General features: G+C 50.5%; 24 protein-coding genes. 4 read left to right on the forward strand and 20 right to left on the reverse strand.

The window, feature by feature from the left end; genetic code table 11:
- The first annotated feature begins 118 nt into the window (after positions 1 to 118).
- Positions 119 to 1,312 (forward strand): MFS transporter, encoded by a 1,194-nt coding sequence (locus GIW82_RS04925; RefSeq protein WP_370456007.1) that lies wholly within the window; start codon positions 119 to 121, stop codon positions 1,310 to 1,312.
- A gap of 61 nt (positions 1,313 to 1,373) precedes the next feature.
- Here GIW82_RS04925 and GIW82_RS04930 read toward each other — a convergent pair whose 3' ends face one another.
- From GIW82_RS04930 to fadH, 15 genes are all read right to left on the reverse strand, one after another.
- Positions 1,374 to 1,745, reverse strand: a complete 372-nt coding sequence (locus tag GIW82_RS04930) for an iron chaperone (protein ID WP_154748772.1) — start codon at positions 1,743 to 1,745, stop codon at positions 1,374 to 1,376.
- Between the two features lie 19 nt (positions 1,746 to 1,764).
- Positions 1,765 to 4,341: a VWA domain-containing protein gene (locus GIW82_RS04935; RefSeq protein ID WP_370456008.1), complete on the reverse strand. Its 2,577-nt coding sequence runs from the start codon at positions 4,339 to 4,341 to the stop codon at positions 1,765 to 1,767.
- Positions 4,322 to 6,058, reverse strand: coding sequence for a vWA domain-containing protein (locus tag GIW82_RS04940; protein ID WP_154748773.1), 1,737 nt, complete (start codon positions 6,056 to 6,058; stop codon positions 4,322 to 4,324). The genes GIW82_RS04935 and GIW82_RS04940 overlap by 20 nt, the downstream gene beginning before the upstream one ends.
- Before the next feature lie 10 nt (positions 6,059 to 6,068).
- Positions 6,069 to 6,929, reverse strand: coding sequence for a DUF58 domain-containing protein (locus GIW82_RS04945; protein WP_154748774.1), 861 nt, complete (start codon positions 6,927 to 6,929; stop codon positions 6,069 to 6,071).
- Positions 6,926 to 7,918, reverse strand: coding sequence for an AAA family ATPase (locus GIW82_RS04950; protein ID WP_154748775.1), 993 nt, complete (start codon positions 7,916 to 7,918; stop codon positions 6,926 to 6,928). The genes GIW82_RS04945 and GIW82_RS04950 overlap by 4 nt, the downstream gene beginning before the upstream one ends.
- Positions 7,919 to 7,935: 17 nt before the next feature.
- Positions 7,936 to 9,408 carry a hypothetical protein gene (locus GIW82_RS04955; protein ID WP_154748776.1) on the reverse strand — a complete coding sequence of 491 codons (1,473 nt, stop codon included), beginning with the start codon at positions 9,406 to 9,408 and terminating at the stop codon, positions 7,936 to 7,938.
- 14 nt (positions 9,409 to 9,422) lie between these two features.
- Positions 9,423 to 10,268 (reverse strand): ABC transporter permease, encoded by an 846-nt coding sequence (locus GIW82_RS04960; RefSeq protein WP_154748777.1) that lies wholly within the window; start codon positions 10,266 to 10,268, stop codon positions 9,423 to 9,425.
- Positions 10,265 to 11,197, reverse strand: a complete 933-nt coding sequence (locus GIW82_RS04965) for an ABC transporter ATP-binding protein (RefSeq protein WP_154748778.1) — start codon at positions 11,195 to 11,197, stop codon at positions 10,265 to 10,267. Before GIW82_RS04965 ends, GIW82_RS04960 begins: the two co-directional genes overlap by 4 nt.
- Positions 11,194 to 13,539: a hypothetical protein gene (locus GIW82_RS04970; RefSeq protein ID WP_154748779.1), complete on the reverse strand. Its 2,346-nt coding sequence runs from the start codon at positions 13,537 to 13,539 to the stop codon at positions 11,194 to 11,196. The genes GIW82_RS04965 and GIW82_RS04970 overlap by 4 nt, the downstream gene beginning before the upstream one ends.
- 102 nt (positions 13,540 to 13,641) lie before the next feature.
- The gene (locus GIW82_RS04975) at positions 13,642 to 14,766 is read right to left on the reverse strand and encodes an N-acetyldiaminopimelate deacetylase (protein WP_195913940.1); all 1,125 of its coding nucleotides are present in this window, start codon (positions 14,764 to 14,766) and stop codon (positions 13,642 to 13,644) included.
- A gap of 4 nt (positions 14,767 to 14,770) precedes the next feature.
- Positions 14,771 to 15,484, reverse strand: coding sequence for a 2,3,4,5-tetrahydropyridine-2,6-dicarboxylate N-acetyltransferase (gene dapD, locus GIW82_RS04980; protein ID WP_154748781.1), 714 nt, complete (start codon positions 15,482 to 15,484; stop codon positions 14,771 to 14,773).
- A 68-nt stretch (positions 15,485 to 15,552) separates the two neighbouring features.
- Positions 15,553 to 16,428 carry a transcriptional regulator CcpC gene (locus GIW82_RS04985; RefSeq protein ID WP_154748782.1) on the reverse strand — a complete coding sequence of 292 codons (876 nt, stop codon included), beginning with the start codon at positions 16,426 to 16,428 and terminating at the stop codon, positions 15,553 to 15,555.
- A complete protein-coding gene (locus tag GIW82_RS04990; protein ID WP_154748783.1) occupies positions 16,418 to 17,881 on the reverse strand; it encodes an MDR family MFS transporter in 1,464 nt (487 codons plus the stop codon). The genes GIW82_RS04985 and GIW82_RS04990 overlap by 11 nt, the downstream gene beginning before the upstream one ends.
- Before the next feature lie 73 nt (positions 17,882 to 17,954).
- Positions 17,955 to 18,401, reverse strand: coding sequence for a cyclic-di-AMP-binding protein CbpB (gene cbpB, locus GIW82_RS04995; protein WP_154748784.1), 447 nt, complete (start codon positions 18,399 to 18,401; stop codon positions 17,955 to 17,957).
- Positions 18,402 to 18,503: 102 nt separating this feature from the next.
- A complete protein-coding gene (gene fadH / locus GIW82_RS05000) occupies positions 18,504 to 19,271 on the reverse strand; it encodes a 2,4-dienoyl-CoA reductase (protein ID WP_154748785.1) in 768 nt (255 codons plus the stop codon).
- A gap of 96 nt (positions 19,272 to 19,367) precedes the next feature.
- Here fadH and GIW82_RS05005 point away from each other — a divergent pair, with 96 nt between their 5' ends.
- Positions 19,368 to 19,832, forward strand: coding sequence for a YkyB family protein (locus GIW82_RS05005; RefSeq protein ID WP_154748786.1), 465 nt, complete (start codon positions 19,368 to 19,370; stop codon positions 19,830 to 19,832).
- Between the two features lie 35 nt (positions 19,833 to 19,867).
- Here the strand turns inward: GIW82_RS05005 and GIW82_RS05010 are convergent, their stop codons facing one another.
- The 5 genes from GIW82_RS05010 to GIW82_RS05030 form a co-directional block, all read right to left on the reverse strand.
- Positions 19,868 to 20,758 carry an NAD(P)-dependent oxidoreductase gene (locus GIW82_RS05010; protein WP_154748787.1) on the reverse strand — a complete coding sequence of 297 codons (891 nt, stop codon included), beginning with the start codon at positions 20,756 to 20,758 and terminating at the stop codon, positions 19,868 to 19,870.
- A gap of 171 nt (positions 20,759 to 20,929) precedes the next feature.
- Positions 20,930 to 22,156 carry a DUF4129 domain-containing protein gene (locus GIW82_RS05015; RefSeq protein ID WP_154748788.1) on the reverse strand — a complete coding sequence of 409 codons (1,227 nt, stop codon included), beginning with the start codon at positions 22,154 to 22,156 and terminating at the stop codon, positions 20,930 to 20,932.
- Positions 22,153 to 23,310, reverse strand: a complete 1,158-nt coding sequence (locus tag GIW82_RS05020) for a DUF58 domain-containing protein (protein WP_154748789.1) — start codon at positions 23,308 to 23,310, stop codon at positions 22,153 to 22,155. The genes GIW82_RS05015 and GIW82_RS05020 overlap by 4 nt, the downstream gene beginning before the upstream one ends.
- A complete protein-coding gene (locus GIW82_RS05025; RefSeq protein ID WP_154748790.1) occupies positions 23,311 to 24,246 on the reverse strand; it encodes an AAA family ATPase in 936 nt (311 codons plus the stop codon).
- A gap of 12 nt (positions 24,247 to 24,258) precedes the next feature.
- Positions 24,259 to 24,447, reverse strand: coding sequence for a type 2 periplasmic-binding domain-containing protein (locus GIW82_RS05030; RefSeq protein WP_230309350.1), 189 nt, complete (start codon positions 24,445 to 24,447; stop codon positions 24,259 to 24,261).
- 175 nt (positions 24,448 to 24,622) lie between these two features.
- On the opposite strand from GIW82_RS05030, the gene GIW82_RS05035 reads away from it, so the two are divergent.
- The gene (locus tag GIW82_RS05035) at positions 24,623 to 25,237 is read left to right on the forward strand and encodes a CPBP family intramembrane glutamic endopeptidase (protein WP_154748792.1); all 615 of its coding nucleotides are present in this window, start codon (positions 24,623 to 24,625) and stop codon (positions 25,235 to 25,237) included.
- Between the two features lie 55 nt (positions 25,238 to 25,292).
- Positions 25,293 to 26,033 (forward strand): hypothetical protein, encoded by a 741-nt coding sequence (locus tag GIW82_RS05040; protein ID WP_154748793.1) that lies wholly within the window; start codon positions 25,293 to 25,295, stop codon positions 26,031 to 26,033.
- The last annotated feature ends 689 nt before the right edge of the window (positions 26,034 to 26,722 follow it).

Here is a 26,722-nt window from a genome sequence, read left to right on the forward strand (position 1 = left end):
TTCTTCATTTTCATTTCTTTTGAATGTTGATCATTTCCCTTGTTTACCAAACTGTTATAACGGATAATATGAAAAGAAGATATTTAGTCACCCGAAACACAAGAAAGAAGGTATGTGTGTGGCATCAAAATCCAACACTTTCGCTTTATATATTTTAATGTTCAATATGTTCATCGCCATGAGCGGCATCGGCCTGATCATCCCGATCATGCCTGCCTACCTCGATACATTCGGTGTCGCCGGACAAGCACTCGGGACACTTATCGCGACATTCGCATTCGCTCAGTTCCTGTTCTCACCACTGTCTGGGCAGCTATCTGATAAGCACGGCCGGAAGAAGATGATTATTTTCGGCTTGATTATCTTCGGCTTATCCCAGCTTGCATTCGGGATGGCTGCGAACTTACCGCTCCTTTACGTCGCACGTTTCTTCAGCGGACTTGGAGCTGCCTTCCTGATTCCGCCGATGATGGCATTCGTTGCGGATATCACCACACTTGAGGACCGTGGGAAAGGGATGGGCTACCTTGCCGCGTCCATGTCGCTCGGCTTCATGATCGGGCCCGGCATCGGCGGATTCCTTTCCGAAATCAGCCTGCAATTTCCGTTCTACGTCGCCACGGTCGTAGCACTCGTTTCTGCGCTCCTATCGGCGATTTTCCTACCGAATGCAGTGCCGACTGTCATTCCTGGTGCACCGAAGGCTGGAAACATCTTCAATCAACTGAAACGCTCCAGCGCCACGCCTTATTTCGTCCTGCTGATTGTCGTCTTGATCTTGGCATTCGGATTGGCGAACTTCCAGACTACGATCTCGCTTTATGCGGATAAGAAATTCAACTTCTCACCGAAGGAAATTTCGGTCATCATCACGGTCGGCGGCTTCATGGGCGTCATTATGCAGACGTTCCTGATCGATCGGCTGTTCAAGCGCTTCGGAGAAATGAAGATCATTCTTTTCAATCTCATCCTCGCTGCACTGGCGATGATCGGCATCTTGTTCGTCTCTGCATTCTGGACGATCCTGCTCGTATCGGCGATATTCTTCACTGCCGCTTCCCTTCTACGCCCTGCGGTCAATACGCTCATCTCGAAGATGGCCGGCGACCAGCAAGGATTCGCTGCCGGGATGAACAATGCGTATATGAGTATCGGAAACATGATTGGACCGGCAATGGCCGGCTTCCTTTTCGATTTCAATATGAGCTTTCCGTATATCGCAGGGACCGTCATCTTGATGGCTTGCTTCTTTATTGCTTATACATGGTCGCTGAAGAAATCAGACTTACTTGCTTCACTCAGAACATATTAAAAAGAAGGCTGTCCTGGACGTCAGTTTACCTGACAGTCCGAGACAGCCTTTTTCTTTTGTATCATCCCCGCCAAAAAGCGGTCGTATCTTTCTTTTCTTCGATATTGAAATCGATCATCGCGCCGAGCAATTCCTTATCGACCTCTTCCGTCCATTTGATGCGTATCAATTGCGCAGTGTGCGTGTAACCTATTTCTTCAATGCGGGAAGAAAAATGGTCGATGCCAGCTTTTTCAGGTGCTACAGCGAGGTGATGCTTCGCTGTGCTGAAACCGATAATGTATGTTCCGTGATCAGTGAACATCGGCTGATTCCATTTCACAACAGGTTCCAGGTGTGGATATTCCACATGAACCCATTCGAGTATTTCTTCCATTCGTTCACGATGAGTCGGATCAGCGATTTTCGATAGAAATTCTTTAAAGACTTCCATTTCGATTCCTCCCATTCTGTTACCTGTCCGGTTTGATTAGTTTATCAATCGTACCCGGCGATTCCGTCAGTTCTTCTTGAGCAAGTTCGGATTTCTTCCGATTACGCGGCCACTTCAGACCGAAACGGCGCAGCGTGATGTCGATAAAGAACAGCAGCATCGCCACAAGCAGGAGTTCCACTGCCACTGGGCTGATCGTGCCACTCCTGTATGGAATGTCCCTAAAGGCTTGTGCAGGCTCTTCCAATACTTGCCCGCCTGTTCGTTCTGCCAGACTTGTGAGCAGTCGCATATCGGTCTGTTCGATCCGGTATTCATCACCGTAAGGAATCGTCACCGAAGCGCGGTAAGCTGCTCCTGTTTCATTAGCGATGCTGAAGAACACAAGACCGGGTTCCGCATCGATTACAACTTCCACTTCACCTGGTGCGACCGGATCTGTTTCGACTGGCACCTCTTGTCCACGTTCATCGATGACTGTCACATCCAGGATGGCTGATGAACCAGTCGGATCTTTCACTGTATAGACGCCTTGCTCTTTCCGTGTCACGGAAAACGGAATCTGTTCATAGGACGGCATCATTTGACTGACAGAACGGTTCCAGAAATCCGGCCACTCGGACCAGCTTTGGAAATCTCCGCTCCACGCACCGCTTCCAGATGTAAATGCGATCGCTTTCCCGAGTCCATAGTTCCACGTAGCGAGTACCGGATCTTCTTCCGGACTTTCCAGTGCAACCGTCGACAACGGTTTTGCCGTTGTTGCAATATACGCGTTCATTTGTGGAACACCTTGTTCGAACAAAGAATTCCAGGGGCTGTCATAAACAGTCGGCGTAAACGGCTCATCTACGATATACGTCCTTGACATCATAATCGTCTCCCTTGACAGAATCGCAGGAATCGTCGTCGCGTCGTTGACATCGTAATAACGTCCGCCACCTGTTTCCGCAAGTTGTTCAAGCAGTACTTTGTCAGCGTCTTGACCGATTGCGATGGTCGACAGCGTGACGTTGTTGTCGACTCCGTCTTCAAGCAGAGGGTCGTACGAACTCGCTGAATACGACTGTCCGTCTGTCAGGAGGATAATATGCTTCCGCTGAAGCTCTAAATCACTCAGCTGCTCGTAAGCCATTTGCAAGGAGCTGTAGATTTCTGTCCCGCCACCAGGCCCGATTGACAGAATCGTATCAACTGCATCCTTCTGATCTGATAGCTTGGCTAGCGGCAGCACTTCCCATGGCTTGTCATCGAAGGCGATGAAGCCGACCGTATCATCCGGTCTCAATAATTCAAGCGAGCGGGCAGCCGCTTCTTTCGCCAGTTCCATCTTCATCCCCATCATACTGCCGGAACGGTCCATGACGAGAATTAAGCCTAGCGAAGGAAGTTCATGCTTGCCTGTGACTTCCATTTCGACCGGCAGGAGCCGTTCGATCGGCGTTTTGAAATATCCGCCAAGACCGTAGCTCTGATCGCCCCCGACCATCATGAAGCCAGTCCCGAACTGCTGGACCGCTTGCTCGATGACGTCCATCTGGGTCTGTCCGATCTTCGTAGCCGGAACATTGTCGAAAATGATGGAATCATATTGCAAAATGGAGCTGAGCGACTGCGGCACACTTTCAGCCGGAAGCTCTGTGATGTTTACATTGCCTGCGTCCAGTAACGTCGGGATGGGACTCGCCTCGCCGTTATTGACGACGAGTACTTCCGGCGGCCCTTCAACTTCCGTCAAACTGACGAGGCGATTGTTCTCAAGAAACGCATCGTTGTCGAGCTCGAGTGCCGCCTCGAATTTCGCGAGACCTTCACTTGAAGCAGGGTACTTGTAGTTGAAGGCATTCTCCCCTGGTGCAAGGTTGATTTCCTGGCGGCTGAATTCCTCATCATTTACTGAGAAGACAAGTCTTGCAGCCGTTTCAGTGTTCGATTCGATCGTTACGGAAAAATCGAGCATTTCACCAGCGAATGCCGCTGCCGGTGTTTCGAAACTCTCCATCGCAGCGTCCGACTCCGTTTGGGCAGTCATCGGCACGACATCGATTTCCAGCCGCTCCGATTCGAGTCGGATAAGACTATCCATCGCAGAGCCTTTCGTTTCATTGCCGTCCGTCATGACAACGAGCCTTGTCGCAAGATCTGTATCGCCACTATTCGCGGCCAACTCGATCGCCTGCGCAAGCGAGGTATGACCGGTGCTGAAAATCGGCCAGTCTCTCGGTAGTGCGTCTGTGTCCTGAGAAATCGGGACAATCGATTGGAAGTCTTCTGCAAAACCGTATACACCTGTCGCTTGGTGTGTTTCTTTTGATTCGAGTGCTTTATTGATCCATTCCGTCGCGGCTACTTGCTGAGTCTCTGCAGATGCAGAGCGGTCGACAAGGAACAAGATCTGCTCTTCATTGACCGGCTGGTAAAGATGCGGTCCAGCAAGCGCAAAGATGAGCAGTGCACACGCGATACACCGCAAGACGTAAACGACTTTCATCAGCGCCTTACTGCCGGGAAGCAGCTTCCAGCCCGTGAATGCGAAGTATACGGCGAGCGGAACAAGCAATATTAGCCAAAGCGGCTCATCTACGCGAAATTCCACGTCGGTACACCTCCCATTCTATGAGCACGATCAGTAGGATCAGTGGAATGATCCACGGCAAGAACGAGACGCGCACCAATTCCGAGCTCACTTCCCCCCCTTGTCCGATGCGGTAAGAGCTACCAGCCTGCAACTGCTTCTCTTCTTCACCGAGCTGAACGATCAAATTCATCGATTGCTCTTCACCGATCAGCTTGTAGACGCCCGGCGCAGCAGGGGCAGAGAATGCGCCTTCGCCTTCTCTGTACGTAGAGATGAATTCTTCACCGCGGTATAAATCCCATTCCGTTCCGTCTCCTGCAACCGAGATGGAGCGGATTTCATTCGGGCGGAACATCCCGGCAAACTCATTGTCACCCGATAACTCGTTCAATGTACTCCATAAGAACAGAGGGAACGAAGGAGACAACGGCCAATCCGTCGACTGGATATCCGACAAAATGACGATATTCCCGCTTGGACCGACTTGGATCCAAGGTGCTTCGCCGACTGTGGCAATCGTTTCATATCCTTCGACCGGTGGATACAGTTCCGCAACGTAAACGTCTGCAAGATCCGCGTAAGCGAACAACGGATGATCTCCGACTGTAACCGCACCTTTTGCCTCCACTGCTTCCGCATCATCTCGTCCGATCAGCAGCATCGGTTCTTTCCCTTCCAATAAACTTATCCGATTTGTCACCACAGGGAAATCAGCAGCTGCATCCAACTGATCCCCCGGGACGAGCTGGACGTTCGCACCAAGAGAATCAAAGCCAGCTGACACAAGTTGATGCAGTTCCGCGTCGATCATGACTCGGTTAGCAGACTGCTGCAAGTAGGCAGCCATTTCGTTATCCGTCTTGTAGTCATCTTCTGCATCGACCGTTGCAATCCACAATATAGACAGCGGAAGCGAGTCGAAGACGATTAATTGCTCTTCCGAACTGGCGAGTTCAATTTCCTTACTTTCCTTGACTGTTCCGTCTGTCACTTCGATCGTCACCGGCATCTCCACTTCTGAATCGTTGATCACTTGGACGATGGCCGACATGCTGCCATCATGCTCCGTTACGCCGAACTGGCGGATAGAGACGTTGGCAGGTTGCTCCTTAAAGCCATGTACTTCATATGCACCACTTGTCCGATTCACCAGCACTGCGCGATCAAGTGAATCCGTGAAAATATGTATGATCGTCGCATCACTATCTGTCAATGTATCGGCGAATAATAAGGTCTGTTCCATTTCAGCTGACTCGTATTCGACTGTGATGTCTTCAATCGTCTTCATGAGCGCACCTTTATCACGTTCACGCCGCAGCTCCACTTTCGGGCTTGCCCCGGCTATAACGATAGTGACAGGACGGCCACCCCCCGACTCTAATAGCTCTTTCATTTCATCCTTCTGAACTTCCAGTCGTGATGGTTCACCCGCCAGCATCGACGCGGAAGCATCGACGACGAAAACCCATTCATCCCCTGCTAGTGACGGCTTCTCCACATACGGTTCCAATAGGAGGAAGACGAACAAAAGAAGTGCTAGCATCTGCAAGTAAAACAGGAGGTGCTGCTGAAGTTTTTTCAAGTAAGGGGATGCTTGCCATTCCTTCATCAATTCCTGCCAGAACAACGTGGAAGGCACTTGCTGTACCGTATATTTCTTTCTGAAGAAGTAATAGATCAGGACCGCGAACGGCATGGCTGCAGTCCAAATCATGATCCAATTGCCGAAACTCATCCCGCTCACCTCACCTGATCCAATTTTCCCTCGGTAGTTGTTTGAAGATTACATCCTGGATTCCTGCTTCTTCTGCCACTTCCAAATATGAAATTCCGAAGCGCTGGCAAAGCGACTCCAGCATGCGGTTATGCATTTCCCGCTGCTCACGGTATTTCTGCACTGCAGCCGGCGTCATCGAGACGTTCATTTTCACACCCGTCTCGCTATCGACCAGCTGGACATCGCCCCGGTGCACCGGGTCCGCCTCTTCCTTCGAGACGATACGCAACAGCCTGACGTCCTGTGCATGACGCACCGCCCGTCTCAGCAGATGCTGCCACTTGTCGACCGGCTCCAAACCGTCCGTCAAGATGATTAAAATATTCGAACGACGAGCTGCTTCAAAATCTGCACCGCCTGTGAATGCATCGCCTTGTGGTTCAGGCAGCTTGGTTAAAAATTGCTCAAGCGACTGCCGTGCGTTTTTCCCTTTCTTTTGAAAACGTGGACTGCCCTTCCTACCGAGTGACATGGACAGTCGATCATCCGAAGCTAAAGACATCAAGCCGAGCGAAAACGCCAATTGACGTGTGAATAGCCAGTGCGACTGCATCGACGCCGAGTCATCTAGTAAAAGATGGACGCTGCGATCTTGTTCATCAAGAAAGCGTTTAATGTAGACGCGTTCTGTCCGGCCGTACACATTCCAGTCGATGTGACGAATATCGTCTCCTGGATGATATTCTCGGAAATCCGAGAATTCCATCGACGAGCCGAAGCGGTTTGTCCGGTGTGAACCTTTATGCCCGCTCCGGATCTTCACTACGGAAGCGACGGAAAAACGGCTCATCCGGCCAGCCCAGTCCGTCGGGAGCTCCAGCGGTCTCATGTCCGTATCCCTTTGCCTGCAGCTTCCAAAAGACTTTCAATCAACTGGTCCGTCTCGATCCCTTCCGCCTCTGCCTCGTAATTCATCAAGAGACGGTGGCGCAGCACCGGAACTGCAACGTGTTTCAAATCACCAATCGAAACGTGGAAACGGCCATCCATCAAAGCTCTTGCTTTAGCCAGACGGATCAAGCTCTGCAAGCCACGTGGACCACTGCCGTATTGGATGTATTGCTGGACGCTTACATCCTTGCTGCGGTCCGGGTGTGTTTGTTCGATGATATCAACAGCCACATCAAGAATTTCATCCGCAATCATCACTTCAGTGACGAGCTTCTGTACCTCAATCAATGACTGCGTATCCATTTTCTTCTGAAGCTGCACTTCAAACGAACCTGTCGTCCGTCGGATAATTTCTGCAAGCTCTCGGGCTGATGGATAAGGAAGCAAGACTTTACATAAGAAACGGTCCATTTGCGCTTCCGGAAGTGGATAAGTTCCTTCCATCTCGATTGGGTTTTGCGTCGCTAAGACGAAGAACGGACGGCTCATCTTCTTCGTATCACCGAGGATTGTGACCGTCTTCTCCCCCATCGCCTCAAGCAATGCACTTTGCGTTTTCGGTGTCGCTCGATTGATCTCATCCGCCAATACCATCTGGTGGAAAATCGGGCCTTCCCTGAACAGGAATTGCTGTCTGCCGTCTGCATCGCGTTCGATCAAGCTTGTTCCTGTAATATCTGATGGCATCAAGTCCGGAGTGAACTGGATTCGCGAAAACGATAAGTCCAGCACTTCTGAAATCGTGCCGACGAGCATCGTCTTCCCAAGTCCCGGTGGTCCTTCCAAGAGCGCGTGTCCGTCTGCTAAAATGGCATAAAGCGAAAACTCGATCGCTTCTTCCTGCCCGACAATAAAACGGGACACTTCCTCTTTCACTTCTTTTAATCTCTTGCTTGCCTCGATAAACGGCTGTGAAGCATTTTCCATACGGCTGTGCCCCCTTGTTAATCTGGTTCGATCGAAGAGAAATACGATTCGACGATTTTCTGTAAATCGGCCGGCAATCCGAGCCGGTCCGTGCTTGAGAAATATGATTCTGCGTAATCACCCATGACGTCTTGATAAGGCTGTACGGTGCCGCGTTCAGCAGGTACACGTCCTTTCGACGTGTCCGCTGCTTCTCCGTTGCCAAGTTCACCACCGTCGACTGTGGAATCACGTGTACCACCAATCCGTGACGGCGTCGTCAACAAGTCTCTGCCTCCGCTGCCGAGTCCTGCGCCTTGGCCTTGGCCTGAACCTGAACCTGATCCAGATCCGGAACCTTGGCCAGAGCCTTGACCGGAGCCTTGCCCCTGACCTTGGCCTGATCCAGACCCTTGACCTTGACCTTGGCCTGATCCAGACCCTTGACCGGAGCCTTGACCTTGACCTTGGCTATTCCCTTGCGTTCCAGAGCTTTGTCCAGACTGTTGGCCGCTCCCTTGCTGAGAAGAACTCCCACTTTGGTTGCCTGTCGTGCCGGACTGACCGGATGATTGTCCTTGTCCATTCTGCCCTGACTGACTACTTTGGCCCGGTTGGCTGTCGGCGGATTGATTCCCGCTATTTTGTCCAGGCGTTCCTTGCGAAGGGTTCGCACTTGAAGCGATGGTTTGCTGCAGTGGATAAGAGACAGGTTTCCCCATCTTGCTCAGTTCTGTCTGTGCTTGACCTGCCTGCTGTGCTAATTCCTGTGCAGCTTCACCTGCTTCTTGCTGTTCAAGCTCACTTTTCGCTCCAGCTTCTGCTAATTCTTTTTGATGAAGATCCAGCTCTTTCTGTGCTTTCACCAACTGTTCAAGCGCTTTTTCCGCTTCATCCACGTCTGCTATTTCACGCTCCAATTGCTCCAGCCGTTCTTCGACGAAAGGCGACTTCGCTTTTTCTTTCAGCTCCGCCACTTTCTCTTCCAGCTCTTCCACTAGCCCCTGTTCTTCTTCGATTTCGATGGCGCGTTGCTGCGTTTCGCTCGGCATGTAAGAAAGGAAGACTAGGAAAATCGCGATGACGAGTGAAGCCGTCAACCATTTTGGATGGAAGACACGTACGGGAAGTTTTTTGAAATCAGCATAGCTGAGTGGCAAAATAGCAGCTGTCCGCCGTGCCAATTCAGCGAGGAGCGGTGAATCCCCTGGCATTCCCAATACAGTCAATAATTCGTTATACGGTGTCTGTGCATCCAGCTGATGGATTGCCATCTTCCGGTCTGGGAACTGTCTCGCCTGCCAAAAAACAGCACCCAAAAAAGTCATGGTTGCTGCAAGGATTGCGTATTGCTGGTAATTCGGCAAAACCGTGATGCGGGACAAAGCGAGCACGAGCACAGCACCCGCGAGACCGAATGGCAAAGCGATTTGGAAAATCCTATTCGCTCTGAGTAAGGCCAGGCGTACATATGTTTTACGGATCCATATTTTGATCGATTGCTGGCTCATGCCGATTCCTCCTATTATTTATACTTGGACATGTTGACACGTAGTTTTTTGACAGCGAGCAGTAGTGCTCCGACTGTGACGAGCGAGTAGAAAATTAAGTATCCAGCCCATAACGGGAATGGTACGCCCGTCATGAGAAGAATTTCATCCGAGAATGACGGCTCTAGCAGTGTTACCATGACAACCGCCGGATTCACCGATGCCCAGAAGTGCGCAAGTGGCGAGAATGTTGTCTGCTGCATCCCGAATCCTTGTGACACCGAAATCGAGATAAGCATGAAAAACCCTGTGACGGCTGTAATGAAAAGCATGACACCATATGTCACGATCATCGACACGATGGTCTTACGGATCCAAGTCGAGAACAAGACTCCGAGTGAGCCGATTGCAACAAGCGTCAAGAAGTAGAAGGCGAAAATGATCGCGATCTGGACTGGCGAAACGCCTCCGTATAGAAAGACTAGGCTATAGACCGGCAAGCCCGAGACGATCATCAATAGCAGAAACGCAATCGATGAGCTCATCTTCCCGAAAATGATCTGCCAAGACGTTTGGGAAGTCGTCAATAAAATATTCAAGGTCTGCTTCTCACGTTCCGAAGAAATGGCACCGGCTGTCAGACCTGGTGTGATGAACAGGATGAGTCCTAGCTGGATATAAGAAATCATCGCAAACAACAAGAAGCTTTCGTCCGGACGGAAAAATCCGTTGCCACTGAGCGTAGTCGTCAAGAAAATGAACCCGAAGACGAAAAGGCTCAGTGCTGCCAAGTAAAAGAAAATACCTATGAAGCTTTTAAGATTACGGAACCGTAATTTCAGTTCTTTCAATAACACCGGGTTGGCTAGTGCGTTCTTCATTTCGATGCCACCCCTTTCGTGATTGCCATGAAGACGTCTTCTAGATCCGTTTCTTCCGGATGGAAGCTGAGGATCGGAAGAACTGCTGACACTTGCTTGAGCAATTCAGCTTGCTGCAAGTCGTCTCCTCTGTAATGGAACGAGATGGACCCGCTCCCTTCATCGATGGTGATACCCGAAACGAACGGATCGCCTTCGAAGAAACGGACCAGTTCTGCCGTCTCTATCGCTGCGCGTACGTGCAAGATTTTGTCTTGCTGCAGCTGCGCTTGGATTTCATGGACGGAACCGTGAGCAATCAGCTTACCCGAATCGATCACGCCGATGTTGTCACACATCTCAGCAAGCTCCGGTAAGATGTGTGACGAAATCAAGATGGTCTTGCCCATCGATTTCAATTGTTTCAAGATGTCGCGCATTTCCACACGAGCTCGCGGGTCAAGGCCTGACGCCGGCTCATCGAGAATCAGGATTTCCGGATCATGGATGAGAGAGCGCGCGAGGCAAAGCCGCTGCTTCATCCCGCGTGATAGATGGTCGACATATTCGTAACGTTTGTCCTCTAAGTTGACGAGGCTCAACAATTTCGGGATGAGCGCTTTCCGTTCATCCGATTTGATGCCATAGCTGGCACCATAAAAGTCCAGATATTCTTCCGCTTTCAGTTGGTCATAGACACCGAAGAAATCGGGCATATAACCGATGCGACTGCGGATTTCCTGCGGATTCTTCGTGATGCTGACACCGTTGATGAAAGCATCTCCGGCAGTCGGTTGAAGCAGCGTCGATAAGATCGAGAACGTCGTAGACTTCCCTGCACCGTTCGCGCCGACGAATCCGAAGACCACGCCTTCCTCGATCGTCAAGTTGAGATCTTGGAGGGCGTAAAATGACCCATATTTTTTCGTCAAACCGATAATTTCGATCATTCTTTCACCACTCCTTTCAAATCGATTTGCGGCACAGTGAATTCACCCGCTGCGGTATTCGGCACTTTCAATCCAAGGCGAATCGCATCGTTTTCATCGATGTACGAGCTAGCTGCTTCACCGAACGACTTCTTCCGATCATCGATCACTTCGAACTCGCCGCTCACTTGATTGAAAATCGTCAATTCCATTTGATTCGTACTAGCCGCCACGGTCAAATCACTCCACTCAATCGAAGCGGAAGCCAGTGAGCCGGGCAAGGTGTAAGTCAGTTCGTAATCACCCGTTTCGAAGTAATACATGTATGGGTTGTTAGAATAGTTTTCATAAAAACCGTTTCCGATCGTATCGATTGTCATGATGAGTCCATCTCTTCCAATCGATACTTCTCCGCTGATGCTTCCTGCAGGATCGAATTTCTGTGCGATCATATATAATGCCTCGACGGAAGCCCGGTCGCCTTCAAGAACTGCCGGCACCAATCCATCCTTCGCATAGCCGACGATCATCGGTGAATCCGAACCGCTGGCAATCATCTCGGAAGTCATGTCCTGTACCATGTAACGACGCTCTTCATGCAAATCTGCGATCGATTTGATCGAGTAATAATTCCCTTGGCTCGTGATCGGAAATGCCGGTGCCAAGAAACCGGATTGCATCGTTTCTTCGACCGAAAGCTCTTCCCCTGGTGCAAGGTCGCCAAGCTCGATCAAACGTGTGCCTGTCCAAATCGAAACATCTTCCAGTGCGAACGGGAAGTTATTACGGATTGGACCTGACAATAGTTCATCTTCTAATCTAAGGTCGACTGCCAGGTTCCCGGCATCTTGGATGTAAGCGTCCCCGATGATCGAGGATACCGACCAGTTGCGCATGTCGCGGATCGTCAGTTTCGATTTGCCACCTTCTTGTTCTACGATGCTCGAGTTGCCCGATTCACCGAAACCGCCATAATTCGTATAATGTGTCATTGTAGTGCCAACCGGGGCTGTGAATGAATAGTCCCCCGCGCGGTTCGATAAGACCGAATTCATATAATACCCTTTCAAGCCGCCATCCTGATCCGCTTCGAAAAAGCCGATTTGCTGGACTTGCGGATTCGTGATGCGGTCTTTAGCCCCATAACCGAAAATCGCGAGCGAAACGAGCACTGCAATCGCAGGAATGACAAACCAGGCGTATTCGCGCTTATCGCGTCTTTTCAGGAAAATATAAAGGACCGGTACAACGATGACGATGTAAAGAATGATGATCAGCAGCATGACCGGCTGAGAGACGTTGAAGCTATCGAACAATTCGTTGACGTTGCTCAATTCCGAACCGAGATAGCTTTTGATGGATTCGCCCACCCACATCGTGGCAACCGGATTAATGCCAATCAACATTTGCATCACTTGTGGATACGCATCTTGATCAGAAATCCCTTCATCTCCGAGTGAGAATGCCGTTTGGATAATCTCACCAGCACCGAACTTCTTGCTCGCTGCCAGCACTTGACCTTCATTCTGGAGCAATACGTCGGCGCCTTCTACTGCTGTTGCTTCAAAGACCGGAATGTCCGAGCCGAGGCCCGTCACTTGTGCGCGCGCTTGCTGGCCGAGTGTCAATGGCAATTCACTGGCGTATTCCCCCATCTCGGCATTCAAAGTGCCCGTCGAGCCGACCAGCATTTGGCCACCTTGGCGCACCCATTCGAAAATTGCGCTTTGGATTGCTGGCGACAAATCGCTGAAAGCCACTTCATCGATGACGAGTGCGTCGATCGACTGCCAGGAAGTCGGCTCTGCCGGAAGGATGAAATCTTCCAATTGGTTCAAGTGAAACAGTTCAACTTGCCCTCTCCCTACTACGGAAGTTTGGCTAAGTGCATTGAGACGGTCTGCATTGTTCGTCAATGTTGCAATGAAAAATGCGTCCGGCTCATGATATTGTGCTTGCAGATTCTTTTTTCCGTTGAATTTCACCTTTTTGCCGTCTTCCCAACCGCCTTCGTATAACTCAAGGCTTTCAGTAGAGCCGGAATACGAGTACGACAGGTCGATGCCGCCATTCGAGGCAACTTGAATCGTCTTCGTCTCTCCTTGTGCGAGTGAAACCGGGATTGCGACCGTATGGTTCAAGTTATAGCCTTCCGCTGTCGCCATCAGTAGATCTCCTGAGAAATCAGGGCCGTTATTGGTGATCGTGAAGAGGACTGGAAGCCCTTTGCCGTATTTCGCTTTGCCGTCAAAGCCGGCTTCCGACTCGATCGTGATGTTCGGCTCAGCACTTGCTGCTTGCGGTACAGCTGACAATAATAGCGCTATCATGAAAATGATTCCCAGCAATGATCGCTTGTTCATAAGTTTCTCCCACCTTTTTTCTTCTCTCTATCAAATAAAACGATTATGTATGGAATGGGTTGCATAACTCCGAAAAAAAGAGCAGACAGAAAGACTGCCTGCTCATTCACGTGTTCCTAAAAATTGATACAGAAACTCCGGCATGATGCCCAGAACCTTTTCATCCGGGTTCAATTTCGCGTGATGCAACCCGAAAGGTGATGACACTCCAGCCCAAAACATGACGCCTGGAATTGCTTCTGTAAAGTAGCCGAAGTCCTCTCCTGTCATCGCCGCGTCTGCACGGACCGCGTCGATCCCATCATACGCATCGGCGAATGCCAGGAAATGTTCAGCCAATAGATCGTCGTTGTTCACTTCCACATAGCCGCTGCCGTAATCAATTGAGACACGACATTCATATGCCTCTTCGATCGAGCGGCAAATCGCCTCGACACGCTGTTTCATGCGCACCATCGAAGCTTGATTCAAAGTCCGGATCGTTCCTTCCAGCCTTGCGTGTTCCGCAATGATGTTCTGCATAGTCCCCGCAGTCATCTTGCCGATCGTCAACACCGCCGAGTCCAGCGGGTCGATGCTCCGGCTGACGATGGTCTGCAGTTGCAGAAGCAGTGCCGCTGCCGCAACAGCCATATCACGTGTCCGGTGTGGAAACGCCGCATGGCCGCCGGTGCCTTCCAAGTCGATGAACAGCTCGGAAGTATTGGCGAACAGTAGTCCCGGCTTTGTCGTCACGGTTCCGACCGGATGCTCCGGTGCGATATGCAACGCGAAGATTTCATCCGGCACCCAGTCTTGCTGGTCTTTCAACCAGGCCAATAATGGCTTCGCACCGCCTGGATTTTCTTCCGCCGGCTGGAACAGGATGATGACGTCGTTCTTGATCGGGTTGTGTGACAACTTCTCAAGCAAACCAAGCGCGATCGTCATGTGCAGATCATGGCCACATGCATGCATGAAGCCTGCATGATCAGAGGCAAATGGCAATCCCGTCTCTTCGGTGATTGGCAATCCATCGATATCCGCACGCCAAGCAAGTGTCTTGTAAGAAGAAGTCCCACGCACTTTCACGATGATCCCCGTTTTCCACTGCTGCACTTGGAGGTGCTTCTGAGGCAGACGTCCGATCAGCTCGAGTAAATAGTGCTGTGTCTTCGTTTCCTGGAAGCCGATCTCAGGAATGCGGTGCAGCTGTCTACGGATTTTAACAAGATCCATCGCACTCATCCGCTTATAATTGACGCAGTTCTTGTTTGATTTCCGTTTTCGCGCGTGTTTTTTCGTCCATCAGCTTCAAAACGCGTGCCGGTGTACCGCCGACGACTGCGTTGGCAGGTACGTCTTCGATGACGACCGCTCCTGCAGCAACTACTGATCCTTCACCGATGCGTACTCCTTCAAGCACGACAGCATTGGCACCGATCATAACATTGTCTTCTACGATGACCGGTGTCGCGGATGCCGGTTCGATAACACCTGCTAGGACAGCTCCTGCTCCGACGTGACAATTTTTCCCGACCGTTGCACGACCGCCGAGGATTGCGTTCATATCGATCATCGTGCCATCACCGATTACGGAACCGATGTTAATGACGGCACCCATCATGATGACACAGTTGTTGCCGATTTCGACGTTGTCGCGGATGAATGCGCCTGGCTCGATCCGGCTGTTGACGTTCTTTAAGTCGACCAATGGAATCGCTGAGTTTCTGCGATCGTTCTCGACGACGTGGTCTTCGATGACTGCTGCATGCTGCGCAAGCGCCTTCTCGATTTCTGCCCATTCACCGAATACGGTAGCGTGGTTGCCTTCCCCGAATACTTTCGAGCCTTCACCATAAGACAGCGAAGCGACCCCTTGCCCTTTAACGTAAAGTTTGACCGGTGTAGATTTTTCAGCATTTTGTATGTACGAAATAATTTCTTGTGCGTTCATTTGTTCCATTTCCAACATCCTTTCTTCATTCGACAGAATGTTTTCATTATACCGCAAGAAGAATTATTATTCATGGTTTAGGCTAAAAAACAGACATGTTTTTTAACCACTTCGACGAAAGCCTCGACCTGCCGCAGTTCGAAAGCGGTTTCATAGCCGATCAGCCATGTATCCCTTGTCAGCTCAAGTTCTTCGGTGTTATCAGACAATGCAATTGTATGGACTTTTTCGTTGCCGTCCAATGTAATCGAAGGCAGGATCGCATAGCCAATTCCATTCAATGCCATCTGTTTACACGTCTCGATCTGGTCGACGGTGATCTGGCGTTTCGGGTTCACTGTAAAGTGACGCTGCCACCATTGCTGGATTTCCTCGAAATAGTTCGAGTCACTTTTAAACTGGATGAATGGCCGTTCCGTCTTCTCCACTTCCTCCAACGTTTGCAGCTCCGTATCCACAAGGTAGAGCGTGTCACGGAACAAATGCTGCTTAGGTCCTTTCCAGTCGGTCTGTCCACGGACGATCCCGATGTGAGCTTCCCCTTCATATAAAGCCCGGACGATTTCCGAGCTCCAGCCGGTGATCAGCTGAATTTTCGCCTCAGGGTATTGCGTGACAAAATCCTTCAACACTTTCGGCAGCCAGTTTTGGCCGATGATCGTCGCGCATGCAATTTTCAACGTCCCATGAACTTTCGACGACATCATGTGCAGTGCTTCGATGACTTCTTCTTTGCGCTGGATCGTTTCTTTTGCGAACTCGATCACATGCTCGCCAGCTGGCGTCGCCGTCAAGCCTTTATGGGAGCGGATGAACAGCTGCTCCCCCCACTCTTTCTCGATCGTTTGCAGCCGCTGGGACAATGCTGGTTGGGACAGGAACAGACGGTCTGCGGCTTTGCGCATATTCCCTTCCTCCGCCAACACTTTCAAAATGACTTCTTCAGTTACCATGAGTGCCCACTTCCTTCTTTTTCGGCAAGCCGAATACTAACAGCAATGCAACGACAGCAGCTATGGCGGTGATGATATATATGTTTTGGACCGCTGCTGACAGACCTTCCTGTAGATAAAGGAGACGATCCGTCCCCATTTCGATCCGACCATCCGCGGTCAATAAGCCGTTGACTGAGTCGAGCGTTTCACCACTATCCGCAAAATAGCGGATTAGTGAATTGTTTAAGATACCGCCAAGAATCGCCACCCCGAACGTACTTCCGAGATTGCGCATGAAGACGTTCGAGGCAGTAGCTGCCCCCCGCTGCTGATGCGACACCGCAGCTTGAATCGATACGATGAACGCAGTCGTCGTCAATCCCATCCCGACACCGACAGAAAAGCTCGAAGCGGCAGCCCATCCCGGCCCAAGCTCCGACGTCATGAAAACGAACATGACCGTACCGAGGAGCAAGAAACAACACCCGACAAAGGATGTTTTGAAATTGCCGATCGTCAGCAGCAACTTCCCTGCGACGACTGAGGCAATCGGCCACCCGATCGACATCGTCGTCAGCGTAAAGCCTGCAATGATCGCTGGTTGCTCCATCACTCCTGTAACATACGACGGCAAGTAGCTCGAAATTCCGATCAAGATCATTCCTGTGACAAACGACACGAGATTCGCAAACAGGATCGTCGGGTTTTTCCACACTTCGATGGAAACGACCGGATCCACTGCCCGCTTTTCGGCGGCGAAAAATAATACGCCGAAAAGGGCAATGGCAGCGATGATCACAGCAGTCTGCACCGAAACCCATGGGAATGCTAAACCGCCTTCGACAAGAAGATAAACTGCAAGACCGATCGTCAGCATCAGCATGGCAGTCCCTTTGTAATCGACAGACGGAGTTTTCGTATTTTCAGGTTCTTTCAAGAAAAGACAGATGCCTGCAAGAGACAGGAGACCGAGCGGGATGTTGACCCAGAAGACGTATTCCCAGCCGATCGTCGCGACAAGTACACCGCCAATCGCCGGGCCCGCCACAGCGGAAATTCCCCAGACGCTCGACAAATAGCCTTGGATCTTCGCGCGTTCTTCAGGTGAGTAAATATCTCCGATGATGGTTGTCGTAATCGGCATGACCGCTCCGGCACCAATCCCTTGGATAAATCGGAAGACGATCAACGCCGTCATCGATTCCGCCATCCCGCACAGCAAAGAGCCGAGTAGGAATAGCGACATGCCGATGGTGAAAATCAGCTTTCTTCCGAACAGATCCGACAACTTTCCGTACAGAAGAACGGTCACCGTGCTCGTCAGTAAGTATGCCGAGAACACCCAGCTGTATTGCGAAAAACTGCCGAGATCGTTTGCGATACTCGGCATGGCGGTGGAAACAATCGTCGCTTCAACTGCACTCGCGAACATCGCGAGCATCACCGCCACCAGGATGATTGGCCTCTTCATCCAATTTCCCCCCTCCAAAAAATAGGAGCTGACCGAAGGCGTTTGCCAGGTCAACTCCTCATTACAACATCATTTACGAATTGCGCAATTGGTAGATTAGTTTTTTCAGATGTTTCAAAATGACACGACGCGTTAAGATTCCCCTGAACATGCCTTCATCGTCGACGACGCATAGGAAGTTTTGGTTAATGACAAGATCGAGCGCTTTTTGGAACCGCTCCTCGATATGAATGACCGGAATCTCCTTATTCATGATATCTTGTACACGAATCTCTGGCAATCGCTCATATTCAATATGGTTCATTCCTAATATCGAATCCGTGATCATCTGTGCGTTGATCAGCCCCTGGAAACGATATTTGGAATCAAGGACTGGAATAGCTGCATACCCTGTCTTTGTCAACACCAGCAACGCATGCTCGGCACTGTTGCCGATTTGTACATGAGCAACTTTTTCCGAAGAAATCACGAATTCTTCGATGCGGGTGTCAAAAAAGTCTTTGCTCGGTAATGAAATCATATCCTCTTCTCCTTTTGCACAGCTATGAAAGCCCATACACTTTACTCCCGTCTATCATAACATAGGATCGGAATTCAAACGAACGATTGAGAGTTTTTTTCTTTAAAATGGAAATTTGTTAAGCCACTGTCCGCCGTCCAACGTGACGATTTCCCCGTTCATGTAAGACGCCTTGTCGGACATAATGAATGCTGCCAATTCTGCGATTTCTTCCGGTTTGCCGAGTCGACCGAGCGGGACCGAATCGAGCGTGCGTTTCATCGCTTCGTCCGATTCGAACAATTTGTCTGCTCCGCCTGTCCGTTCAATCGGTCCTGGTGCGATGCCGTTGACCCGGATGCCGAATTGCGTTCCCCATTCGACGGCAAGTGTGCGTGTCAATGACATGACGCCCGCTTTGGCTGCTGCCGAATGACAAACGCCAGCTCCTGCATTCCAGGCATACGTCGCAAGCATATTGAGGATGTTTCCTTTCTTCCCGTTGTCGATCCAGTAATTTCCGACCGCGTGCGAACAGAAGAACGTTCCGTTCAGAACGATATCGATGACAGAACGCCAGCCGTTCGGTGATAGCTTCTCAGCGTGGACGATGAAGTTCCCCGCAGCGTTATTGACCAGGCCATCGACCGAGCCGAATTGATCGTGTGTAAACTGGACCATGGCTTTCGCGTGCTCCGGCTCACGCACGTCCATCTGGAACACTTCGACGCGTCCTTCTCCTTCCGGAATTTCCGTCACTGCTTGATTCAATTTCTCCATATCACGGCCGGTGATCACGACATTCGCTCCTTGTTCGATGAAGTGCTTAGCCATAGCTAATCCCATCCCGCTGGAACCTCCGGTGATAATTATTGTTTTCCCCTTAAGCATGATTTTTCCCCCTTTGTTTGTTTTGAAGACACTTTCACCATATGATATGATAAGCATGTACACAACACAGCCAAATCAAGTGAAAGGATGAAGACGATGGCAACTAACCGAACCGATTCTGAAATCGCCCAAGCGATCTTCTCGGTCAACCGTCATGCTAAAACAGCGCCCGACAATCAGTACTTGTACGCCCTTAAGAAAGAAGCGTTATCCAAAATGATTCTACAAGGCCGTGCGAAGAAAGTCGGTCTCCACTTCAGTAAAAACCCCCAGAAAAGTCAGCAGCAATCATCTGTTCTCGTGCAATGCGGAGAATATTACTTCCACATGCTCCCAAGAAAAGAAGATTTCGCCCAGTTGGAACACTTAGGGTCGCTGGACGAAACTTACCGCAATCCGCAAAGCCGGATGAACTTGCGGACGGCAAAAGAGATTCTGAAGGAATTCACGGGACTTGAGCCAATCACGAAAAAAGAACCGACCTCTCCTGTTTCCCGCAATACGTACACCCCAAAACCGCAGAGCCGCTTCTACTCGCCGAAAAAATCATATTTTGACTGAAAGCAGCTGCGCCCCCTCGGAGGTGCAGCTTTTTTTCATCGGTCGTAAAGTTCGTATAACGCCTGTGTCCCTTTGTTGCCATGCCCTTCGTCTTCCAGCTGCTCATACTTCGACAACGTCAGCTTCAAGCCTGGAAGGTCGAGGTCAAGTCGATCTGCTTCCTCACATGCGATGCGCATGTCCTTAACGAAGTGCTTAATATAAAAACCGGGAGCGTAATCTCCCTTAATGATGCGCGGCGCAAGATTCGACAGTGCCCATGAACCAGCTGCACCAGTCGTCACCGAACGAAGCATCTCTTCTTGGTCGAGCCCTGCTCCTTTCGCGTAAATAAGTGCTTCACAAATCGCGATCATGTTGCTTGCGACGACAATCTGGTTGCACATTTTCGCGTGCTGCCCCGCTCCTGCTTCGCCATGGTAAACGATCGTGTTGCCGAATAGGTCAAAAATCGGTGCCAACTCATCGAAGACTTTCCGTTCGCCGCCGACCATGATGGACAACGTCCCGTTTTGTGCACCGATATCACCGCCTGAAACTGGCGCATCCAATGATTGCACGCCGTTTTTCACCGCTTCTTTATAAATACGTTCAGCAAGGATCGGCTGTGAAGTCGTCATATCGACAACGACCGCGCCTTCTTTTGCATGATGCAAAATCCCGTTATCGCCGAAGTACACTTCCTCGACATCTTTCGGATAGCCGACCATCGTGAAAATGACTTCCGCTTTCTCCGCCACCAGTTTCGGTGACTCGAGCCAAACAGCTCCAAGCTCTATAAGCGGTGCTGCTTTCTCCGCTGTACGTGTATAGATGAATAGTTCGTGTCCTGCCTTGATTAAATGTTTGACGACGCTCGCGCCCATGACGCCTGTTCCGATAAATCCGATATTCAATGGACATACACACTCCTTTATAGATTTCATTTTAGCAAAAATCTTCAGTTAATTGAAGGTCGGAATGCACATCTTCAACTTCTTTCCGAAAAAGGCGCAGAACGCGAAAAAAGAGGCCGGCCCGTCTGACGGGCCGACCACAAAAGGGGGAAATGAGAATGTTGCTGTGTTCAAGTATACTATTGCCAATAATGCACACAGTTAAACCTTTTCCGCTAAATTTTCTTTTAGCACCGCGATTTCCTGATGGAAACGGTCGACTGTAGCTGCAGGGATGTCCTGTGAGCCGTAGCGAACCTTATCGTATGCTTCGATGAATTCAGCAGAAACACGGATATCCATCCGTTCGAACCATTCGCTGACGGTTTCTTGTTGCAAACGCCCTTTCCCTTTCTTTTCTGCCGAGCGCTGGAGTTCCTGCAGCGCTTTCCGGACAGCGTGCAGCTGTCGTCGTACGGCTCTTTCTTCTTGCTGCTCTATTTTCTTCTCTTTACGGCGCGGTGCAAGTGGCGTCGTTTCGTACACGATTGCAGACGCTTCCAGTGTTTCTCTCTTGACCTTCTTCAAACGGCGCAGCCAAATGATCAAAGCGAGCGTCGCAAGCGCGAGCGCGATAAAGACAATGGCAGCGACCGGCGCCTCCGGAGATTCCCCGTTCATGAACATGATCTCTGACTGCGTTTGTTCTTCCAATTGCTGCTCTTGCCGCACTGTCCCCTGTGCCCGCTCCCCGCTCTCCATCAATCCACCAAGCGAGTTCATGAATGCATCATAAAGCGGGCTGAACGGCCACCAAAGAATCGCGAACAATCCTTTGAATATCATGGCGAACGCATAGCTTCCCGTTTCACTGAACAAGAAGACAATGACACTGACCAACATGGCCGGCAGCACAATGCCAGCCGGATATAGCGCAAGCGTCCGCAGCTGGATGTCTTGCCCTTCCGCCTGCAAGGAGCGGCTGACGAAGCGGAAGAAGATGTAAAAAGTCAGCCCTGCACAGACGAGTATGAACAACCAGAACAACGTTTCTTCAGAAGGAACGAACGTCTGGATCGTCCAAGCGATGAAAAAGACGAGCGGCAACAGCTTCAAAAAACTGCTCTTTGTCTGTATTGTCGCTTCGCTATCATTGAAGCGCGCGTGCAATCGGTTCACCGAGAACAGAGTGAAGACAAAGCTGATCCATATCGGCACGCCGAGAAAGAACGTGCCACCCATGACGAGTACCGACGACACAATCATTTCAGGAAGACGATAGCCGCGCACTGCCGAAAGCCAACCGACGACAAGCGCGAGAAGGATGCTTGCTGCCAGCCAGATGACGTGTAACGGAATCACGCTTTCATCCATTAAAAGAACAAAGACGAACGACAGTAGAAAAGCGTCAAGGATAAAGTTTCCACAAGCAATCATGGAGCGGCTCATGCAGACTCACGCCCTTTCGGCTTGTCGAGTGCGAAGAGCGGTACACGGCGGCCCCACTTCTTCACAAAGACACTGTCATCCTGCGACTGGTCTGACAGAAAGTAAACAGATGCAGGCAATTCCATATGCGAGTCGAGGAACGCAAGCATCGCTTCAATCGGCATCGTCGCTGCACTTCGTGGCAAGACTGCCAATAGCTCCATCGTCCGCTGGTGGTGCTGCGTACCTTCCCCTGACGGAATATAGAGAAACGGCACTTTCCCTGCTGAACGGATATTGATGGCAACAGCGAACGGAATTTGCTTCTTGTAGCATTCCGTCACGAGTCCGGCGAGCTGCTCGACCCGTTCCTCCAAACCGATCGTGATTCCACGTCCGACCGTCACATCCAGACAAAACAAGCGCGATTCATCCGCAACAGTCGCGAACACTTTTGTCTGATAGATGCCTGCGCGTGCACTTGCCTTCCAATGGATGTGGGCGAACTGATCGCCTGAAACGTAATCGCGTGTCCCGACTGGCTGGAATGCATCCGTGAAAAGTGAGTGCCGGATATCAGATACACCCGGCTTTTGCGGAGCAGCAATCATGCGGAACGGTTCCTTTCCCTGCTTCGGGTAGACGAGTTGCTCCTGTCTAATCATCGGATTATATTCCAGGACGATTTGCTCCTCACCGAACAAGTGTGGAACTATGATTTCCAGCTTCGTAATGCGCGCCAAGCCCCGGTGTGATGCATGGACCGGGACCTTGATTGTCAATTTCTGCTTCGCACTGATCGAAAACGGCATTTCGACTTCCTGAAAGCCGCCGTGAAGCGTCTCCCCTTCCGTGACAGGAATAACGGCATCGTGGAATATAATTTTCAACCTGCCACCCCAAATCGGCAAGCCTCCATTCGAAAACGTGAGCACCCAAGCACCTTCTGCACCGGCAACGAGTCGTGAACGCTTGGTGTTGTTATGGAAGACGAGCGCATTGCCGACCTTCCGTGCATACAAGCGCTGCAATACGATCACCGCTCCGATGAAGGTGAGCACTGCCGCCAATTCATAGGAACGAAAAGCAAAAAATGCAATCAAAAAGAACAGGCAGATAAACGTGAAGATGCGCAACGTTTTTTCTGCATCGTAATCATGCCGAGTCCATTCCATTTATCCGATCTCCACAGGCACTGGCACGGATTCCATCACTTCGTGTAAAATCGCAGCGGCGTCTTGGACGAGCATGCCTTCTGCAGTCAAATGCAGGCGGTGCAATGCAATCGGTTCCATGACCACTTTGACATCGTCAGGCGTGACGAATGTACGTCCTTCCAAAAACGCTCTCCCTTGTGCGGCACGAGCAATCGCAAGCGCAGCACGTGAACTGAGTCCGAGTTCAATTGCACGGTGCTCCCGCGTTCGTCTAACTAGATCCACGATGAATCGCTCGATGTCTTGATGAAGCACCACTTCCCCTGCTTCTTTTGCCCAAGCAAGTACGTCTTCGGGTGTTGCCACCGGTTCGATGTGCATCGAGTTCGATTGGCCGCTTCGGAAGTTCCGGATGATCGCAAGCTCCTCATCGAAGCTCGGATAGTCGATCACAAGACGGAACAAGAACCTGTCCATCTGCGCGGCTGGCAGCGGGAACGTCCCTTGTTGGAATTCCTGCGGGTTTTGCGTCGCTAGCACCATGAACGGTTCCGGCAACTTGATCGTTTCTCCGTCGATCGTCGCTTGCTTTTCCTCCATCGCTTCAAGTAAGCTCGATTGCGTCCGCGGCGTTGCACGGTTAATTTCATCCGCGAGCAGCAAATTCGCAACAACCGGTCCGGTGCGCAGTTCGAATTCCTGCGTTTTCGGATTCAAGAAACGGATGCCTGTCACATCAGACGGCAAGACGTCCGGCGTGAACTGCAGACGTCGGAACGTTCCTGAAAACGCCTCTGCGAACGCTTTTGCCATCCACGTCTTCCCTGAACCTGGCGCACTTTCAAGCAGTACGTGTCCCCCTTGGATCAATGCGATCAACATCAAGTCCAATTCCTTTTCCCGCCCCACGACGAGCGTGTTTATGTATGAGCGTAACTCCTGTAATTTCCCCATCTGACTTCCCCCTTAAATTTCCGGTTCATCCATGTAGATATAGATCGTCCGGCCGCCATGATGCGCAGTGCCAGAGAAATGTTTGAAGTCTGGGCGCTGGATGAGCACATGCCGGAACTCCATGAACTGTTCTTTTTCCACTGTTAATGAATCGATTTCTCTTGCCTTCAATTGATCGAGCAATTCTTCATAATTGTTCACGAAATTCCCTCCTTCCCCTTTAAGAATGTGCAGCATCTGTTATAATACGGACAGCAAATGCACTTCGGCTCCGTCAAAACGGCTGCCGATTTCTCCATCCATTATACTATAAGAAAATTCCCATTACAGAAAACTCCTCGGATTCATTTCACATCCTAGGGTATTGGAGGACGATATGATCCATTTTTTCAAACGGTGCAATCTGCTTTTCCTCGTTCCGCTCGCTGTCATCCTAAACTATTTCGCATTCGAAAACGAAACGATTTTTTGGTATATGTACACGTTCGGCATCCTCGTCCTCACTTCCATTGCACTCGCATTCGGGCAAGTGAAGGAAGAACTGCGGACATGGCAATCACTTCTTTACGGAATCGGATTCGGCGTACTTCTTTATTCGGTCATCGCGGCCGGCTTTCACTTGCTGTCGCTGTTCCCGACAGGCGTGGCGGCGAACGTGTCCGGTATTTTAAATGCGCTCGCGCCGGATTCCATCTGGCATTACTTGCTCCTGGTGTTCATCATCGTGCCGGGAGAGGAAATTTTTTGGCGGGGCTTCGTCCAGCAAAAAATGAAGAAACACGTTTCCCCATTTGTCGCGATCGTGCTGACCTCCCTTCTATTCGGCGCCGGACTTGCGTTCTCAGGCTTCTGGTCGGGTGCGCTCGCAGGGATCGCAGCAGGGCTTTTGTTCGGCGCGCTGTACGAATGGAAACGAAGCATGCCCGCGCTGATCATCGCACATATCGTTATGCTCATTTTCCTATTTCTCGTAATTCCTCTACCTGTGTAAGATGAAACATGTCATACTAGTATTGCGTCTAATGCATATAAAGGAGGCAATAAAAATGAAAAAGAACTTATTATTTGCTGCATCGATCTTGGCAATAAGCGGCTTCCTCGCTGCTTGTGGCACTGATGGCGCAGAGGAACAAGAACCTGCCGAAGACACTGCATCCACTCCGGAGGAAAGTGTCGAGGATGTCATCGAGGAAGAAACTGACGAAGACACGCCTGCGGATGACGTGATTGAAGAAGAACCGGCTGAAGAAGATGTGCCGGCAGAGTCGGATGAATCGACGGATGATGCTGGTGATGTGATAGAAGAAGAGCCGGCTGAAGATACAGAAGATACAGATGATGCAGTAGAAGAAACTGTGAACCGCGCTGAAGCAGAAGGTACGTTGACGGAAAGTGACGAGCAATCTTATCAAGTGTACGTCCTTCCTGGCTACGAGCTGACTTCTGAAGAGCCTGGCAAAGATTCGTTGTACTTGGCTGAAGACGGCGGCGTGTTTATGCGTGTCGAAACATTCGATCCTGCGACACTCGATTTCAATGGTGCCAAAGATGCCTTGACGCAGACGCTAGAAGCAAGCACTGGTGAAACCAATTTGACAGAAGGCTCGCTTGATGGCGATTTTGTCAATTCAGCTGTTTATGAGACGTCTTCGGATGGCAGTAAAGTGACGGGCGTTGTGTTCGAGAAAGAGAATCTCGTTGTACGCTTGACGATTTTCGATTCTGCTGAAGGAACTGCAACTGCTGATTTCGTAGAGATGGGCAAAACAGTGCAACCAATCCAATAATGAAGTGGCACACGCATGCTTAGGCATGTGTGTGTTTTTTTGTGGTGGAGTGTCGAAAAGTGAGGGCGAGTGCCGGGTGTGAATCCGCTGCGTCGCTTCGGACAGGACTCCCGGAAGAAGCCAAGCCGAAGAACGCTCGTCATACCCTCCGCCCAGTCCAAACCACCTCCTTCGCTGAGGGTGTGGGAGAAATGGGGATGAGAGGCAATTTTCATTTCATTCTAATTTTGGTGTTGAGTTGAATATCTGGGCGGCTGACTGCGTAGGCCGCTGTGGTTCTGATTTGGAGTGTGAAAAAGAAAGTTCCGGTGTCGCATGGAAATTCGCTGGCGGCTTCGGGACATGACTCCCGGGATAAGCTGAGCTAGGAACCGCTCATCTTATCCCTCCGCCATGTCCAGCCCAGCCACTTCGCTCGGGGTTGTTGGAGAAATGGTGGTGAAGTGAGTGCGAGCGTTTCATTCTAATTTAGTATTTCATATTTGTTTGGCGGCTGACTGTGTAGGCCGCCACTTTCAGATGATTTTGTATGTAAAAGTTATCGGGAGCGTACCATTATTGATCCCTTTTTATCCAGCATCGCGTTGCAACTAAAATTGATAAAATATGACGAGATGATCACGAGTCACGACTGAATTTAAGATGACAACTCCCCTGCAATTCCCACATAATAACCTGGCACCTTCTAG

The sequence above is a fragment of the Planomicrobium sp. YIM 101495 genome (assembly GCF_009707665.1).
GTDB lineage: Bacteria > Bacillota > Bacilli > Bacillales_A > Planococcaceae > Planococcus.